Here is an 18,951-nt window from a genome sequence, read left to right as displayed (position 1 = left end):
TTCACAGCGGGTGGGTGGGTCGACGCGATGGTTCGAGTGCGTACGGCTGGTAGAACGTTGCCCGGGCCGAGCAGCTCGGCCGGGTGGACGGAGGCATGCCATGGGCGGGTCGGACGAGGCGGCGCCGTGGCCCGCGCCGGTGATCACCAGAGTGTGCTACGACGGTGGCGTCCTGGCTGTCTCGTGGACCGGGCCGGAGAAGCCGAGCCCGGTGGTGACGTACGTGCTGGTGCTGCTGGAGAACGGCAGGGAGCTGGTGCGGGACTGGGTGGAGGCGACCACCAGCGGGACCATCGCGTTCGTCCCGTTGCCCGGCCGGAGGTACACGGCCCTGGTCGAGATGTACATCGGCGGTGGACCGCATCCGACACCCTCGAAGCGGGTGGACGTGATCACGGAGTCCGTGCAGGTCGAGCGGGCCGAGACGGATCCGGCCACGGGCACCCTGACGCTCCACTGGGAGTCCGCCGGCGAGTTCCTGGTCCAGCTCGTGGTGAACGGCGCCGCGCCGGATCCACAGCCGCCGTCCCCGGCCGGCGGCGGCAGCTACCGGGTCGAGCACCCGCCACCGGCCGGCGCGACCGTTGCGGCCGCGCTCGCCAGGGTGGGCACCGATCCGGCCGTGGTGAGCACCGGACCGTACGGGCCGGGGTTCGCGGTGCCCACCGAGCGGCCCGAACTGCTCGCCGTCGGGTACGACGCCGGTCTGCTGTCGGTGGCGTGGAGCGCAGTCCCCGGCGCGGACGGGTACCGGGTCAGCGTGCTGACGGGCGGTGAGGTCTTCGGGGCGGCCGTCGAGGTCGCCGCGCCCGCCACCACCGTCGAGTGGGGGCCCGGGATCCCCGGCCGGGGCAGCTACCGGGTGGTCGTGCAGGCCGTCGGCGTGGCCGGCTCCGGGCCGGCCTCGGCGCCGCTCGCCCTTGTGCTCGGCGCGCCGACCGTCACCGCTGTGACCTCGGGCGGCGCGAGTGTCGTCATCGAGTTGGAGCCCCCGGACTTCACCCCCACCGGTTATGCCGCCGTGCTGCTGCGCGACGGGGCGCCCGTCCGGCGGGAGACGCTCGCCCCCGCAGGCAGTGTCTCGCTCGCCGTGCCCGAGCCGCGGCCGCGTGGCGCGGCCTACGAGGTCTCGGTCCGGGCCCAGGCCGGGCGCTCGGTCGGACCGGCCGCTACCGCCCCCGCCGTGCCCGCCACGGCCGAGGTCGCCGCCGTGGTCTGCGACGCGGACCTCGTGGTGACGGCTGCCCCGGGCCACCTGGCCGGCGGCGTACCGATCGAGGCGGTGCTGCTGGCCGACGGAGTGCCGGGCGAACCCGAGCGGGTCGGGCCGGACGGTACCGCCGTCTTCGCCGTGCCGCCCGGCCGGGTCACCGTCGCCGTCCGGGGGGTCGACGGCCCGGCGACCGGGCCGTGGTCCGTGCCCGTCTTCGCCCCGACGGGCGCGCCCGAGGCCACCCTCGCCCACGCCGACGGCGACCGGGTCGAGCTGGCCTGGACCGGACCGCCCGACGGGACGTACCTGGCCGCCGTCGGCGAGACCACGCAGCTGACGCGGGGCCGGACCGCTCGGTTGCCGCTCACCGGCGACCGGGCCACCGTCGCCCAGGTCGCCGGCCCGGCCCGGGGGCCGGTGACCGCTCTCGACCTGGTCACCGCCGGCCCCCGGCTCACCGCCGTGGCGCTCGGCGCCGACCGGAGCGTGACCCTGGCGTACGCACCGCCCCAGGCACCGGCGCTGACCCGGCTGCGGCCCGTCCTGCGCTGGGACGGCACCGAGACCGAGCTGCCCGACCAGCCGGCCGGTGCCGGGCCGCTCACGCTGACCCTGCCGGAGGGCATCCCGAACACCGCCACCGTCGCGCTGCGCGGTGTCGCCGGTGTCGCCGTCGGCCCGCCGGGGGAGGCCGCCGTGCTGCTCACCGTCGCGCCGGGCGGCGTGCGGGTGGCCTACGACGGCAGCACGCTGCGGGTCTGCTGGGCGGAGCTCGCCTCGCCGCTGGCCGACGGGTACCGGGTGGTGCTGACGGCCGACGGGCGGGAGACCGTGCTCGGCGACACCACGGCCGGCTCCGGCAGTTGGCCGGCCGAGATCGCGGACGCCGCCGCCACCGTCACCGTCCGGGGGCTCGCCGGCCTGGCGCTCGGGGCGCCGTCGGTGCCCGTTCCGGTGTACACCGAGACGCTGGTGATCGGCCCGTCCTTCCTCGCGCCGCAGCGGGGGCCGGAGTTGAAGGCGTTCGAGCTGACGCTCGGTCTGCCGGAGCTCTTCCGGGCCCGGCGCACCGGACCCGTCGAGCTGCCGCTCGACTTCGTGCTGACTCCGGCCGACAGCGGGCCGTACGCGTACGCGCTGCGGATTCCGGCGAGCAGCAAGGTGTGGGAGTTCGGCGCAGCCCGGCCCGACGTGATCGCGGAGTGGGGCGAGGCACTCACCGAGCTGGCGGCGCTCGGCCTCACCCCGTACGGGTTCGCGGCGCTGGGTGAGGCGGTGTCCCGCTCGATCCCGCAGACCTTCACCGAGATGCTGTACTTCGCCTACGGGCTGCGCTTCGACCAGGGGTACTTCGACCTGCGCCCGGGGCTGGTGCTGCGGGCCGAGTACGAGAGCTACCAGAGTGTGCAGGCGGACCTCGCGGTCTCCGGGTTCGTCACCGGTGGCGTCGCCGACTACGAGGTGGCCTCCTACGACAACGGCGGCACCTGGACCAACGGACTGGACGCGTTCCTCGCCCGGCTGACGGTGCTGGGCGGCGTCGAGGTGCCCGACCCGACCTGGCCGAGCAAGGGGGAGCTGTACGGCAGCGGGGGAGTGCTCGACCTGTTCGCGGCGCCCCTGGCACAGCCGTACGCGCGCCTGGTCTACCCGGCCACGCTGGAGTCGGCGATCCCGGCGAAGAAGGGTTCGCTCAAGCCGCAGAACAACGTCGTGCTGCTGGCGGCGGCCGAGCTCGGCAAGCTGGACCAGGCCACCAAGGACGTCCGGGAGCGGAGCACGCCCACCGGCGCCGCCGCGGCCTACCTGCGGGGACGCGCCGTCATCCGGGCGCTGGTGCGGGTCGGCGTCAACGGCGCGCCCCGGCTGGTGCCGGTCGGGACGACGCTCGGCAACCTGCTGGCGAGCGAAGGCCGCCGGCCGCCGGCCGTCGGGGTACCGCTGACCGGGGTGACGGTGCGCCGGCCGCGCACGGCGGCGGCGCCCGCCGACGGTCCGGCCGGGGACTGGCCGGTGCTCCCCGGCTGGCGGCCGCGCGACCCGGCGGCGCTCGACCTGCCGCTGCTGCACGGCGACCGGATCGAGATCGGGACGGACTGCGGCCGATGACCGGGCTCACCTTCACCCGCTTCGGCGACAGCCGGCTCTACTGGGCGGACCCGGCGGACCCGGCGGAACCGGCGGACCCGGCGGAGCGGGTGGCGGCCTTCTACGCCTCCAGAGTGCTCGGCGCCCGGCTCTCGCTCGGCGAGACCTGGCTGGACGGCGGCGGCACGTACGTCTTCCTCGGCGAGCCGGCCGCGGACTCGGCGGGCTTCCTGACGGACCTGCAGGAGTGGGTGGCCTCCCGGGGGCCGAAGGGCGCGCCGCGCTTCCTCTGGGTGGCCGACCCGGCGCTGCCGCCGGCCCAGTGGCTGACCACCGGGCTGGGCGTCCGATCGGTCCTCGGCGGGTGGCAGGCGACCGGGACGAGCTTCGAGCTCAGGAACTACCAACTCGCGCTGCCCGGCGGAGGGTTGATCGCACCGGCGGAGTCGGGCCGGGGATTCGTCCTCGGGGACGCGGGCACCCGGCCCGCCGTCGTGCTCAACACGCCCCAGGACCAGTACCCCGCCCGGCCGGGCACCACGCTGCTGAGCATGGCCCCCGGGCACACCGGCGCCTGGCGGTTCGTCATCGACGCGCCGGCCGGCCAGGACGCGTTCGAGGGGCTCGGAGCCGACCTGCGCTTCTTCACCCCGGCACCGGACGGCCTGGTCAACCCCGTCCGGTTCGCGGTCGTGCGCCAACCGGCGGGCGTCACGCTGGAGTTCCATGCGCAGATCGACCCGCTGCGCCCGCTCGACGCCGAGCGCACCTCGCTGGGCTTCTTCGGGGACGCCGCCGGTGCGGCCGCGCCGCCGGCCCTGCCGTCGGGTTATGCCACGGTGCTCGGCCACGGGGTGGACCTGCGCCCGCTGTCCGGCGGGCCGGGCACCACGGGAGCGGCCCGGCTGGTGTTCGGCCTCGCGCCGTACGCCAGTAACGAGTCGGGCAGCGCCGTCTACTACCTCGTCCCGGACGGGCCGTTCGCCGTCGAGACCGCGGTGGCGGGGTCGCGGGTGATCTGCGGTGCCTCCGGCCTGGAGTACCTGGGCCTGCCCGAAGCGGGCGGCACGATCTCCTTCGTCCCCGGGCAGCCGGCCTTCGCCCCGCTCGGCCCGGACCGGACCGGTGGGAACTCGCTCACCGACCACGGGACCACCGCCTGGGTGCGGATCGAACCGGTCGAGGCCGCGAACGCGGTCACCTACTACAGCCAGCCGGAGGACGCGCCGCTCTACCGCGCCGGGGCCGCGACGGCCGCCGACGGGATCGGCCTGCTGGACTACCAGGAGGTGCCGGCCGCGGCCGCGACCCGGACTCCCTTCCCGATGGCTCCCTTCCACGGGCTCGCCGCGCAGGCGGTGGCGGACGCGGTGGCCGTCGAACAGCTGGCGATCGCACCCACCCGGCGCACGGTGCTGCTGCCCGGGGCCGGCGGCGCCTTCGCCGACGCCCCGGAGACCGTGGCCGTGACCCCGCAAGGGCTGGCCGTCGGGCTGGCCCCCGACTTCGACTGGAACTGGCTCGGCATCGGCCACAACAGCGGCCCGGCCGCCGTTCCGGATCTGCGCTTCACCACGGTCGCCGGGCCGTTCCGGCAGGCGATGCAGACCAACAACCTGTTCCTGGTGCTCGGCGACCCGTCCGAGTTCAACCGCCACGGCTCGGTCGGGTACCTGCTCACCGAGGCCGTCCTGGGCGTCATCGCCGGCATCCCGGCCGATCACGGCGGCGTGCCGAGGGACGTGCTGGCGGCCGTCAAGCAGGCGATGCAGGGCGTCCCGTACGACACCCGGGACGCGTTCGTCAGCGCACTGCTGCGGGCCTGGCCGACGATGACGGAGGATCAGCAGCGGGTTTTCCTGCGCTACGCCGGGCAGCTCACCCCGGTGGCCGGCGGCTGGTCGTTCCGGCTCTCGCCGGACAACTGGCGGCCCGACACCTTCCTGATCGTCAAGTTCGTGCTGGGACGCAGCATCGCTGACCTGGTCGGCGACGTCTCCACCTGGGCCTGGCCGCAGGCCTCCTCCCGCACCCAGGACCCGGCCGACGCCCAGCGGGCCGTCCGGGAGGTGATCGACGCCGCCCGGCAGGCGGTGACGGACCACCCGCAGCAGGGCGGGCCCTACGCGCCGTTCCTCCAGGTGGTGGACGACCCGGACTGGACCGGGGTGCTGGCCCTGTCGGCGGACGTCCCGCTGGACCAGCTCCCCGTCGAGCTCCAGGTACTGGCGGCCGGGATCGACCCGGCGCGGTTCCTCGCCCACCACGTCGGGCTGTCGCTCACGCCGTACCGGCTCGACGGCGGGCAGCTGGTCTTCGACCGCTCGGCGATGTTCGGGCTGATCGACTACCAGAACCCCGAGGACCAGTACTTCAGCGAGGACACCGCCTTCGCCTTCCAGGTGCTGCAACTCACCGTCGGCGTACGCAACTCGGCGGTCACCACCTTCACCAGCCGGGCCGAGCTGCTGGTGAACCGGCTGTTCGGCGCGCCCACCCGGCTGCAGCCGACCGCGCACGGGAACAACATCATTCTGGACGGCGCGCTCCAGCGCCAGCGCGTTCCCGGCGACGCCGCCGAGCACGACACCTACGTGTTCTCGATGGCCGCGCAGAACACCTTCGAGCTCGCCGGGCCGGTGCTGTCCAGCGTCGAGTTGCTCTCCACCCAGCTGGTCACCGCGAGGGGCGCGGACCCGGCCTCCGGCAACGCGCGGGTCGAGGCCGTCTTCCAGCTCGCCGGCAACCTGCGGTTCTACGAGCCGGCCGGCTTCGACCCGTTCTGCTGGGGCGTGGACGCGGCGGGCACCGACGGCTACCTGCGGTTCGGCGGCCTCGCCGTCGGCATGGCCTTCGACCTCGGCGATCCGGCCGGGACCACCCGGTTCACGCTGAAGGACGGCAACCTCTCCTTCGACCCGGCCAACAGCAAGCCGCGCCCCGACTCGCTGGTGAGCCGCTTCCCGATCCGGCTGAACGGCCTGATCGCGATGCCGGACCCGGCGCTGGCCCCGGGCCCGCCGCCCGCGCCGCAGACGCCCGCCGACCTCGGCTACGTGAGCGTCACCGCGCCGATCGACCAGTCGGTGCTCACCCAGCCCTGGTACGGACTGGACTACACCGTCGACCTGGGATCGCTCGGCGCGCTGGCCGGCAGCAAGGCGCTGGCGCTGCGGGTACTGGTGGCCTGGAGCCAGGGCGCCGCGGGTGACGGGCCGATGGTCTACCTGGGCGTCGGACTGCCGGGCGCCAAGGGGGTGCTGGGGGTCAACCTTCCGCTGCAGGGAGTGGTCACCATGGGGTTCCGGGCGGTGGAGTTCCTGGTCGCCGAGCAGGACGGGCAGCCGCGCAGCTACACCCTGCGGCTGCGGGACTTCGCGCTGCGGCTGCTCGGCCTGGCCTTCCCGCCCGGCAACAACGACGTGGTGCTGTTCGGCAACCCCGACCAGAGCGGCGCATCGAAGGTCGGCTGGTACCTCGCCTACACCTCGGCCAACGACCCGAAGCGCGAGCCACCACCGCCGGTGCGGGCGGCGCTGCGCACCGAGCGGAGGGGATGACCGTGCCGCAGAACCCGTTGACGGTGGTGAAACTGCTGTGGTGCGGTCAGGGGCAGCTGGGTCTGGTGGAGATCTACAACGACGGCATCGAGAAGAAGGACGCCGACTTCCTGGCCCTGATCAACTGCGGTGGCGAGACGAAGTACGCGCAGGAGTCGCTGGACTACATCACGGCCAAGGTCGAGGCCAGGCACCGCAAGCTGCTCAACCTGGTCGTCTTCACCGCGATGGACGAAGGGAGCACCAACCTGCTCGACGAGCTCGCCGGGCGGCTGACACCGCTCGATGCCCGGATGACGGCGTGCTTCGTCACGGGGAGCGACTGGGAGGGCAAGGGGCCCGAGGCCGTCAAGGGGTTCGTCGGGAGCCTCAACTTCTCCTTGGACTCGGTCGAGTTCGCCGGCGCGCGCCAGAGCGACTACCTGGGCACCGGAACGGCACCGACCTGGATCGCCGAGCACAACGGCACGTACGTCCGGATCCTGGCGACGGACGACGGGCCCACGGTGATGACCACCGTGCTGGTCGTGGAGAACGGGATCTTCTGCGTCGTCCTGCCCGGTCGGCTGAGCCTGTCGATGATGAGGGCCATCAGCGCGATCCCGGAGCTCAAGACGCGGCTGCCGGGGAACCGGGCCCTGCTGCTGCCGAACCGCAGCGCGCTGGAAAGCCTGGTCACCGACTACCGGATGGACCCGACCGGAGGGAACGCGGACCGGATGAAGGTCGTCGAGGACTTCGCGGCGGCCGTCAGCCCGACCGGCATCTGCGTCAGTGCCGGTGTGAGCAGCGGCAGTCCGGTCGCGCAGGTCCTGGAGAAGTTCACGGCCGATCTGGCGGAGGGTGTCGAGCACACGTACGTCTGCTACGACCTGCCCGACGCCGCCAACATCTTCGGGGAGTGGCAGACCAGGACCACCACGAAGGCGATCCGCACCACCCTCCGAACCTACGGCGCTCAGCAGCAGACGACCTTCGGTCAGATCCGGATCTCGTCCAGGCTGCGCTCTGTACTGACCGATTCCGAGCAGTAGGCGACCCCGTGACAGTCGACGAGATCTACCGCGTGTTCCAGGCCGCCGTGGCGAGCGGAGCCCTCTCCGCCGGCACACCCCTGCCCGGCCTCGATGACCTGCTGGCCTCGCTCGGGGTCGGCAGTCTTCCGGTCCAGGGCGGCGCCGCGTCCTCCGACCGGAAGCGCGCGCTGCTCACCGGCAGCACCACCTACCTCAAGACCGACTGGAAGCTGAACCTCACCGGTGCCCCGGAGGAGGGCACCGACCGGGTGGTGCTGGTGCTGGAACTCACCGCCGTCGCGGGAGCGGTGCCGTGGACCTTCGCGGGCGCCTTCGGCGAGCTGCCGCAGAGCCGGCGTCTGCCAGAGGGGGGCAAGGGCGGGCTGCTGGTCGGGCCGAGCGTGGTCGGCCCGCTGATCCTGGACGGGCCGGTGATCACGGCCGACACCACCTGGCCCGACCCCCGGCCCCGGCTCTCGGGCACGCTGCTGATGCTCGGCAGTGACAAGGTGCCGGGGAGCAGACTGCTGGCCGAGTACGCGAGTTACCTCGGCGAACGCCTGCTGGTCACCGGGCCGCTGGCCTTCCCGCCCGGCAAGCCGGTGGAGCTGGAGCTGCGTGCCGTCACCCCGGGCCAGGAGCTGAAGCTGGGCGAGATGCAGAGCGCGGCGGTCGGCCTGATGCTGACCACCGACTACCCGGACCCGTACCCGATGCCCGAGCCGCAGGCGCGGCGCTCGGCCGCGCTGCTGTACGCCGAGGTGAAACTGCCCACCGAACCGGTGCGGACGGTCACCGTCAGCGGCCCCCTGGCCTGCGGGGACTACCTGTGGCCGCTGCTGGTCGGCCTGGCGCCGCCGCTCGGGCTGCAGGGCGCGATCCAGGCGCTGATCACCATGACCGGCGCCCCGGGCAAGGACTTCGCGCTGCCGCCCGGCATCGCGCCGTTGGATGCGTTCCGCCTCAGGGACGTCGGATTCGGCCTGGTGCCACCGGTCGGCCTGGGGCTGCCCACCCTGTCGTACTCCTCGGTCTCGATCGTGTCGGGGGAGCCCTGGAACCCGCCGGTGCCCTTCCTGATGATCGACGAAGTCGGCACCCGGTGGCAGTTCGGCTTCGCCGACGGCAGCGTCGCGAACTACTCCGGCGTGGTCTTCGGGACCATGCGGTTCGGCCAGAAGTCCGTCTCGCCGGCGCCCGGCCGGCTGACGGACGTCGTCGTGACGGTCCAACTGTCGCTGCCCGAGCTGGAGTTCTCGGCCTTCACCGAGGAGCCCTTCGACCTGCCGATCGGCCAGGTGCTGGAGGTCTTCTTCGGCAAGGGCGGCACACCGATCACCGGCCCGCAGCTGACCTGTGACTCGCTGGGCATGCAGGCCTCGCTGACGCAGAAGCGGTTCGCGGCCGGGCTGAGTGTGCGCGGGGAGTGGCTGGTCCAGGCCGGGCTGGTCTCCTTCGCGCTGACCGGGCTGCAGCTGCAGGTCAAGGTCTCGGCGAGCTCGGTCACCGGCCTGCTCCTCGGCAAGGGTGAGATCACGGCCGGCGGGGCTGCCCCGATCGAGCTGACCGCACAGGCGAGCCGCCCGGCCACCGGTGCCTGGGAGTTCACCGCGGGCATGGTCGGCACCGTGGACCTGCCCCGGCTGGTTTACGCCCTGATGGCCAGTGAGCCACCGGAGTGGGTGCGCGGGCTGCAGATCGAACTGGGGGACCTCAGCCTCTGGTTCAGTACGGCCGACGGCAACCCGTACAGCGCCTCCGGCACCCTGCGGGCCGCAGTGGCGGAGAGCCTGCTCGGCATGGCGCTGGAGCTGGTGCTGACGGCGCAGATCAAGCGGAGCCTGCGCACCACGCCCGCCGACGAGCAGTTGGCCGTCGCGCTGAGGGACACCGGGCAGGTCGATCCGCAGACGGTGCTGACCGGCAGGCTGGCCGGAAGCTTCGCGATCAACAAGCTCAAGATCACCGCCTCGGTCTCGGTGGCCGACCAGGGCAAGGACTACACCTTCGAAGTCGCTTACGGCAGCCTCTCGTTGCGTGCGGCGACCAGCTGGACCGGGGAGGCGGCCAAGCGCCACCAGATCCTCACCGTCCGGCTGACCGGCACGCTCGGCGAGCTGCTCACCACCCTGGTGGCGCTGGCCAACCCGAACGCCACCTTCCGCCTCGACCCGCCGTGGAGCTTCCTGAACGGCATCGACCTCAGTGGCCTGGTGCTCACCATCGACCCGACCGAGCAGGCCGTCGCGGTCGAGTACGGCCTGACCCTGGACCTCGGGTTCGTCAAGATCACGAAGGTCGGGCTCAGGTACGACCGCTCCACCGGGACGCCGGCGGTGGCGATCGTGCTCGACGCCCGGCTGCTCGGTGACGACAAGGCCAAGCCGCTGAGCTGGGACCCGGTCTCCCAGGCGCCGCCGCAGCCGCCGGGCCTGGGCCAGAAGCTGTTCACGCTGCGGTACCTGGGCCTGGGCCAGCACGTGTCACCGAAGAACCTCCCGCAGGACAAGAGCATCGCCGCGATCGTGGACTCGATGGTCGCCGCGATGCGCCCGGTGAACCCGGCCACCGGCAAGCCGCCGATCAACCCGGCGTTGATGGTCTTCGACGCGGCCAGTCAGTGGCTGTTCGGGATCGACGCGGTGCTCATGAACACCGTCGCGGTCAAGCTGGTGATGCACGACCCGGACCTCTACGGCATCCTGCTGGCGCTGAACGGCCCGCAGGCCGGCTCGCTGGCCGGGCTCAGCGTCGAGCTGCTGTACAAGAAGGTCACCGACGACATCGGGGTGTTCCACGCCCGGCTGCAGATCCCGGACGCCTTCCGGCAGTTCCAGTTCGGCGTGGTCTCGGTGACACTCGGCGTGATCACGGTCGACATCTTCACCAACGGCAACTTCCGGGTGGACCTCGGCTTCCCGGCCGGCGGTGACTTCACCGACTCCTTCGCCCTGGAAGCCGGTTACTTCAACGGGCGGGGCGGCATCTACTTCGGCGTGCTGAACGGCGCCACCTCCAACCGGGTGCCGAAGATCAGCAACGGGACCTTCAGCCCGGTGCTGGAGCTGGGCGTCGGCCTCTCGATCGGAGTCGGGCGCACCTTCCAGCGCGGCCCGCTGAAGGCCGGGCTGTACCTGAACCTGGTGGTGATCTTCGAGGGGGCGCTGGCCTGGTTCCACCCCGACGAGGGCGGCCGGAGCACCGAGCTCTACTACTGGTGCCGGGGCACGGTCGGCATCGTCGGGCGGCTCTACGGCACGGTCGACTTCAAGGTGATCCGGGTCGACATCGAGCTGCAGATCTCCGCCATGGCCACGGTCGAACTGGCGGCCTACCGCGCCACCGTGATCTCCCTGAACCTGTCGGTGCGCGCCAGTGCCAGCATCAAGATCTTCTTCGTCAGGATCCGCTTCTCCTTCTCGCTGACCCTGCAGACCTCCTTCGAGATCGGCACCGACCGCACGCCGCCCTGGCGGGAGGTCCGTCGCACGGCCGCCCGCGCCCTGGCCGGCCCGGGGCCGGAACTGCTGGGCTACCGGCTGCACTTCGACCCGGACGCGCACGTCTTCCCCGGCGGGCAGGTGAAGACGTCCTACCTCAGCCTGGTCCCCGCCTACACCGTCGCGGGCGTGCCGGTCTCCTGGACCGGCGAGCAGCCCGCTGCCGAGGAGCAGCCGGACTACCGGCTGGTCGTCATGCTGGTCACCGACAACGCCGTGCCGGTCGAGGCCGCCACCATCGCCGAGAGCCTGCGGCCCGACGTGTCCCGCCACCCGCGTGCGGCCACGCCCGCCGACACCTCCTTCGGCCAGCTGGCCGAGGGCCTGCTGCTCTGGTCGCTGAACGCGCTCGGGGTCACCGGCACGACCGTCACGCTCGCCGAACTGAAGGACCTGGTCGAGCAGTTGGCCATGCCGGAGGCCGGTGACTCGGGCTTCAGCTGGAAGAACATCAAGGGCTTCCTGGCCAACAACCTGCACCTGGTGATCAGCGGCACGGCGGCCGGGGAGCCGCCGGACGTCCCGGGCACCCCCTTCCCGATGATCCCGGTGCTGAAGTGGGTGGCCACCGGCCTGCCCGACCCGACCGAGCTGGAGCGCGACTTCGCGCGCCACCAGCAGATCGACGCGACCTACGAGCAGGAGGCGGCCGCCTACTTCGCCGATCTCGACCCCGTCCCGCCGCAGGACGGGCCCGCCACCGGCGCCCGGCCGCTGGTGGCCGAGCCCAGCGAGTCGATGGCGACCTTCGTGCTGCGCGACTACTTCCGGATGGTCGCCCGGGCGATGGCACAGGAAGCCGTGAACCTGCTCACCGCCTACCCCCACCAGGTGCGCCGGACCGACTCGCTGAAGTCGATCGGCGACGGCTTCGCCTCCCCGGTCACCCCGGCGGCGATCGCCACCGCCAACCCCGGCCGGCCGGTGGCCGAGGGCACCCCGATCACGCTCGGCACGCTGGCGGTCCAGCTCACCGAGCGGCAGACCCTGGGCGGGCTGGCCACCGCGTACGGCGTCGACCGGGCCACCCTGCTCGACCACCTGCGGGACACCACCCCGCTGCTGCGCGCCGGGGCCACCGTGCCGCTGCCCGACTTCGTGCACGCCGGGCTCACGGTGGACGAGACGGCGGCGGTCTTCTACGTCCGGCTCGGACTCACCGTGGCCGCCGAGGTGCCGCTCGCCGACTGGTACCAGGCGGCGATCGACCGGCTCAACCCGGGCGAGGCGCTGCCTGCCTCGCTCCTGGTGCCGGCCGGCTACCAGAGCCCCGACACCGTCCGCTGGACCATGCTGCCCGGTGACACCGTGCTCGACGTCGCCGCCTACTTCGCGCTGCTCCAGAACGTCGTCCCCGGCACCCCCTATGCCGCCTGGCGCGAAGCCGTGCGCGAGGCCAACCAGCAGGCCGGCCCGGCCGGGGTGCGGCTGCCCGCCGGTGCCGCCGCCGTGGTCGCGCCCAACGACACCCTCCGCCTGCTCCAGGCGCGGCTGCTGCTGGCGGCCGACCAGGCCCGCTTCGACCGCTACCTCGCCCCGGCGGAGGCGCTCGTCCCGCTGGTCACCGTCGAGGTGCCGGACGCGCGCGGCACCACCGGTGCGGGCCTGACCCTGCTGACGCTGGCTCAGCAGTACGGTCTCGGCCTGGAGGACCTCGCCGGGCGGATCGCCGATGACCCGGGCGTGCTCGCCGAGAGCGAGGACCCGCTCACCGTCCCCGACGTACCCGCGATCACGGTGGAAGACCTCCTGGCCGCGCTGCACGACGGCCCCGGCGTCGCGAGCGCGAGCGGTCAGGTGTCCAGGTTCATGCTCGGCGGGCTGCGGCTGCCCGCGCCGGTCGAGGAGGACGGCGTCTACCACGCCACCGGCGCGATGACCGGCTGCTACCAGCTGATCGGCCAGCAGGTGGTCGGACCGCCGCCCCCGGAGGACTCGGCGGACCCGGTGGTGACCTTCACCGTGGACAAGTCCCAGGCCGCCGGCTGGCTGACCTTCGCCGACGCGGCCGTGGTCGACGGCCGGATCGAGGTCGGTACGGCCCTGGCCGACCGGGCCGTCCTCTCGATCACCGGCGAGGACCTGCGCACGTACTACCCCGCGACCGAGCTGCTGCCCGAGGTGCAGACCCCGCTCGCGCCGCTGCCGCTCTCGCACCTGGTCGGTACCCGGCACTCCGTCAGCCAGGTGATCCCCTGGCAGACCACCACCACCGTCCAGCTGCCCGGCACGCCCTCCACCCTGCCCTCGCTCTGGCCGCTGCCCGCCGAGCTGACCGCCCTCGCGGGAATCGACCGCAGCGCCTCCGCGTACCTGCTGGAGCAGACCGTCCCGCAGGCCGGCATCGGTGCGAGCTACCCCGAACTCGGCAGCTACGCCTGGGCGACCCTGGTCTCCTTCGCCGTCCGGAAGATCCCCGGCCTGGCCGGCACGGTCGAGGTGCTCGGCGCCGACACCGCCGACCGGCAGCGGATCGCCGAGCTGCTGGACTACCTGCGCGCCGTCCCCGGCAAGCCGGCCACCGGTGACTACCCGGCCCCGCCGGACGGCGAGCAGCCGCTGCTCACCCTGCTCTGGCAGCTCCCGCCGGCCCCCGGCCTGACCCAGGGCCTCACCTCCAACCCGCTGGACCCCGAGGCCACCTTCATCGTCCAGACCAACCTCTCCACCGAGACCAGCAGCGGCTCTTCGGCCGCGAGCGCCACGGCCGGGCGGCACTACGCGGCCATCGCCGACACCGGGCGGTTCCTCACGCTGCTGTGGGAGTGCAGCGTGGTCGGCGGGGGCGGCTACTGGATGCAGTACCGCGGCGAGGTGTCCGACGCGATCTTCGACCAGGACGGGCTGGCCCGGTTCTCGCTGCTGATCCAGCTCCCCTCGCAGAGCAGCGGCCCCCAGCCGGACCGGCACCTCTACGCCTTCACCAACCTCGCCGTGGTCGGCGACGGCGTGGACCCGGCCTCGGTCGCGCTCACCGCCCGCGCCGTCGACCCGCCCGAGCTGCGCCCGGTCGCCTCGGTCGACCCCGGGCAGCTCGGATTCTCCGCACGGTTCGCCAACCCGGGCGAGGACGGCAGCAAGCAGGGCCTGCTGCGCCGGCTCTACGGGCTGCTCGGCTTCCAGCTGGACGCGACACCGGGCTTCCGGGCCAGCGCGGAGGGCCGGGCCGTCTCGCCGAAGCCGGCCGACGGCACCGACGAGCTGGGGCTGCTGACGGCACGTGAGGAGGACGAGAAGATCTGGGACCTCACCCGGGTCCTCGACATCAGCCGGTTCGCCCTGGAGCGCCGCCCGGCCGTCCCCACCGCCCCGCCGCCCGGGCTCGACCCGTACGCGGGCATCGCCGAAGGCGCGTACAGCCAGGTCTCGGTGCGGTTCCAGGACGTGTTCGGCAACCGTTCCGGCAGCCCGGCGCGGCTCCCGCTGCCGGTCAGGTACACCGACCCGGTGATCGGCGTCGGCGGCTGGCCCGCCACCACCCTGCGCTACACCCTCGAACCGGCAGGCCGCCAGGCGGACCTGACCGTCGCCGTCGACCTGCAGACCGTCGCCTACCAGCCCGCCGCCGACGCCCCCGGCCTGTCCGCCGCCGCGGCGGCGGTCCGCGACCTCGCGAAGCTGGTGCCCGTCTACTACCAGGTCAGCAGGCCCGACGTGCACGCGGCGCTGCGCACCTCGCTGCAGCAGCAGCCGGGGGCGGAGCCCACCCCGCTCGCCGTCGACGTCGCGGTGCTGCGCCGCTACGTGACCGGCGCCCACGCGCTGCTCGGCTCGCTCGCGGCCATCGGCTCCGCCCCCGCCGAGGGCGTCGTGACGCTGGACGAGCTCTGCACCAGCTACGGCGTCGGCTACGACGAGCTCGGCGCCGCCAACGCGGACGCGCCGATCACCGGGATCCTCGACACCGGGCAGCTCGCGGTGCCGGTGATCGCCGCCTTCCGCAACCAGGACACCGTGAAGGGGATCGGCGAGGGGATCGCCGACCCGGAGCAGGTGCTGCTCGACGAGGACAACACCGTCCTGCCGCTGAACCCGGCCGTCGAGCTCACCGTCCCGGCGCGCGAGGTGACGGTACCGGCCGACCGCCCGACCGCCGCGAAGCTGGCGGCCGACCAGGGCTGCTCGGTCACCAGTCTGGTGACGGCCAACCAGGGGGCCGCCGCGCTGTTGGCGCCCGGCTTCGTCTTCGTCTGCAACGGCGTCGAGATCGAGGTCGGGCGGGACGTTCCCGAGGACGCCACCCTGCGCGAGGTGGCCCGGAAGTACCTGCCGTTGGACGCGGCGCAGGTGGTGTCGCTGAATGCGCAGACCACCGGCCTGTTCCGGGCGGGTGCGCGGCTCCAGGTCACCGGCTACCTGGTGCAGAACGGCGACACGCTGCTGCGCAACAAGGCCGGGCTGAGCCCCGAGGACCTTGCGCCGTGGAACACCACCACCGTCGACCTCTTCACCCCGGGCACCCCGGTCTACCTCACCGCCGTTTCGACCCCGGTGCCGCAGGGGGAGACCCTCGCGGCGTTCGCGGCCGAGCACGGGACCACCCCCGGTACCCTGCTGCGGCACAACGGCTCGGTCCGCCTCGCCGTCGCCTCGCCGCCGGTGGTGCCGGGCACGTGGGCCTGGCCCGCCGACCCCGCCGCGCTGCGGGTGCCGTACACCGTCCGTACCGGCGACTCGCCGGACGGCATCGCCGGGCACTTCCCCGGCGCCGACCTGGTCGAGGTCAACGACCGGATGCCGGCGACGATCGGCGCCGGGGTCCGGATCAGGGTCGGGGAGCAGGAGGTGACCACCACCGCGCCGGTCTCGTTCGCCGAGGCCTGCGAGCTGTTCGACCCGGCCGTGGAGTTGTCCGCGCTCGCGGCCGCGATCGGCCCGCGCACCGATGTACTGGCCGTCGGCGCCCTGCTGGTCTGCCCGCCCGGGCTGCTCGCCGGGGCGCCCGGCAGCGGGCTGACGCCGGAGCAGGCCGCCTCGGCGTTCGGCGTCGGCGCGACCGCCCTGCTGGCCGCCAACGCCGGTACGCCCGGGCTGCTGGTGCCCGGTCAGGTGCTCAAGGCCGGGCCGGCCGACCGCAACGGCAGGGTGGCGGTCGAGACCGTCGCGCCACGCGACACGCTCACCGCGCTGATCGAGCGGCTGCGGCGGCGCGGCGTGGTGACCGGCGTGGCCGCCGTGGCCGAGGCCAACCCCGCCACCGCCTTCCTGCGGGCCGGCACCCGGGTGGTCGTCCCGCCCGCCACCGCCCGGCTGACCGCCCGGCTCGGCGAGCCGGCCTGGTCGTTCCCCGACTTGATCTTCCCGCTCACGGTGGCGCTGGAGCTCGCCCGCGAACCGTCGCTGGTCGACCCCGCGCCGGCCGCCACCGCCACCCGCGCGAGCACCGCCGTGCCCGCCGACCGGGGCGCCGACCCCGCGCAGGACGGCGCGCTCACCCTCAAGGCCTTCGCCGAGCAGGTCCAGGAGGCCGTGCCCGCGCTGCGGCTCGCCACGGCGCCGGGCCGGACCGCCGGCACCGACGTGTGGGCGGTGGTGTTCGGCGGTGAGGGCATCCGGAAGGTCACCATCGAGCCCCCGCTGGAGATCGGCGGCAGCCCGCAGCCACGCACCTTCGCGATCCGCCCGCTGAGCACCACCCTGATGGCCCGCCAGCATGTGACGACGCGTGGTTTCGACCCGGCGACCGGCGAGCTGACGGGTGAGCAGACCGGTGACTACCAGGGCATCGACCTGGAGGTGTGGGCGCAGGGCTTCCTCGCGGACCTCGAACTGCTGCTGTCGGCCGCCTACGTCCGGGGCGCGTACGCGCTGGCCCCGGGCACGCTCGACGAGATCATCGACGTCAAGAAGTCGCTCGCCGACGCCGTCGCCCAGGGGCTGGACCACATCCTGGACGGCGCGGCGCCGGGCGGCCCCGAGGACCCCGGGCGCGCGGCGGCGGTCGAGCGGCTGCGCCAGGAGCTGCTGGTCTCGCTGACCCGGGGTTACGCGACCTCGGCCGTGCTGCAGTACGACACCACCGCCGAAGTCCCGCCCGGCACGTACGCGCGGCTCTCCGGCAATCCGGTGGCCGACTACCTCGACGGGCCGCGGACCGCGACGCTGTCGAGCGGCAAGGTCGCCCTCGCCGACGGTGACTCGCAGATCACCTTCCTGCTGACCGTCCCCGACGTGGCCGCGCACGCCGCGCTCGACTTCACCCTGGACTACTCCGGCGTCGAGCTGGAGTTCGACATCGTGCCGGAGGTCACGGGCTACGAGCGCTCCGACTGGCTCACCTTCGTCACCGAGCTCGGCTCCGGCTCACCGGACGCCCTGCGCTTCGACCTCGGCTCGCCCCGCGTGCCGATCCCGCTGCGGGCCTACCCGCCGACGCCGATCCTGCTCGACCAGCGGGCGCTGACGGAGAACTCCACCACGGTGCTGGAGCAGGTGCTGCACTGGCGCTACCGGTGCGCCGTGCAGCACCAGTCCGCCGAGCAGGACACCGTCGAACTGCGCGTCACCTACAACAGGGCGGCCGGCCGGCCCATGGCCACCGTCGTCGACGACCTGTTCGCCGCCATGGCCCGCTACACCGCCGTCTCGACCCCGCTGCTCGGCCTGCTGGCCGGGCTGGCCGACCGGGAGCGCGCCGACCCGGAGGCGCTGACCAACGCCCTCGGCACCTACCAGGAGCTCGCCGCCGGTGTCGCCGCCGCCTGGCTGCGGCACTGGAAGCCGCCGGCCGCCCTGGCGGTCCCCGAGCCGGTGCCGGCGGGCGCTCCCCAGCTGGAGACCTACCTGTACCAGCTCGGCCTGACGGTCGAGCAGGACCGGTACCGCACCCTCACGCTGACCCGCACGGTCGAAGCCGGGCCGGGTGAAGTGGGCTGGCCGGAGCAGATCGTCTGCATCACCGCTACCGGCGAACGCCACGAGCTGAGGCCCGAGGCCTTCGATCCGGAGGCGCCCGCCCGCCGCTACGCCTTCCCCACCGAGCCGCCGAGGGTCGCGGCGTTCACCCTGCTCACCTTCGAGCTGACCTTCCCGCCCGTGCACGTCGCCTCGCACCAGAACGCCTCGGGCACGACCCGGGTCACCCGCAACGCGCGGCTGCTCGGCGCGGACTGGCCGGAGACCGCCGAGGACTTCGTCTACCGCACCCCGGAGACCGGCGGCAGCCAGGCGGTGGTGCCGTTCATCGACGTCACCAACGCCATCGCGATCGGCGCCTGGGCACCGCCGCTGGACAACCCGCTGGAGCCGCTGCTGAGCGCCGTGTTCGACGGCGACGAGACCGGGCGGACCATCGCGATCGGCGCGTGCTACGCCTACACCCTGGTGGCCGCCGACCCGCCGGTGTCGGCCCTGCTGCCGGTGGTCCAGTCCACCGTGGGCGCCTATGACCGGAGCAGCACTGTCCGGGGGCTGACCGAGGTGCTGGTCGACTGGATCGATCGCGAAGACCCGGAGCCGGCGGGCGGGGCCTGGGCGTTCCGGCTCAGCCTGTACTCGTCCGTCGACACGTCACTCCAACGTCCGCTGCTGCAACTGAGACACCTGTCCTCGCCGCTCGGGGAAGCCTGAGCCGG

The 18,951-nt window shown here is 73.5% G+C and carries 4 protein-coding genes; all 4 read left to right on the top strand.

Translation table 11 applies throughout. The annotated features are described in order from the left end of the window. The first annotated feature begins 100 nt into the window (after window positions 1-100). The 4 genes from ABD330_RS07520 to ABD330_RS07505 are packed head-to-tail and all read left to right on the top strand — an operon-like array spanning window position 101 to window position 18,946. Entirely contained in the window at window positions 101-3,322 is a 3,222-nt protein-coding gene (locus tag ABD330_RS07520) for a hypothetical protein (protein WP_344462122.1), read from the top strand. After that, window positions 3,319-6,861 carry a hypothetical protein gene (locus ABD330_RS07515; protein WP_344462120.1) on the top strand — a complete coding sequence of 1,181 codons (3,543 nt, stop codon included), beginning with the start codon at window positions 3,319-3,321 and terminating at the stop codon, window positions 6,859-6,861. The genes ABD330_RS07520 and ABD330_RS07515 overlap by 4 nt, the downstream gene beginning before the upstream one ends. Further along, window positions 6,858-7,895, top strand: a complete 1,038-nt coding sequence (locus tag ABD330_RS07510; protein ID WP_344462118.1) for a hypothetical protein — start codon at window positions 6,858-6,860, stop codon at window positions 7,893-7,895. Before ABD330_RS07515 ends, ABD330_RS07510 begins: the two co-directional genes overlap by 4 nt. A gap of 8 nt (window positions 7,896-7,903) precedes the next feature. Next, complete coding sequence (locus ABD330_RS07505) at window positions 7,904-18,946, top strand: hypothetical protein (RefSeq protein ID WP_344462116.1); 11,043 nt, start codon at window positions 7,904-7,906, stop codon at window positions 18,944-18,946. The last annotated feature ends 5 nt before the right edge of the window (window positions 18,947-18,951 follow it).

It is taken from the genome of Kitasatospora kazusensis, from assembly GCF_039529945.1.
Lineage (GTDB): Bacteria > Actinomycetota > Actinomycetes > Streptomycetales > Streptomycetaceae > Kitasatospora > Kitasatospora kazusensis.
Note: the sequence above shows the minus strand (reverse complement) of the source record. Positions and strands in the feature narration are given on the sequence as shown.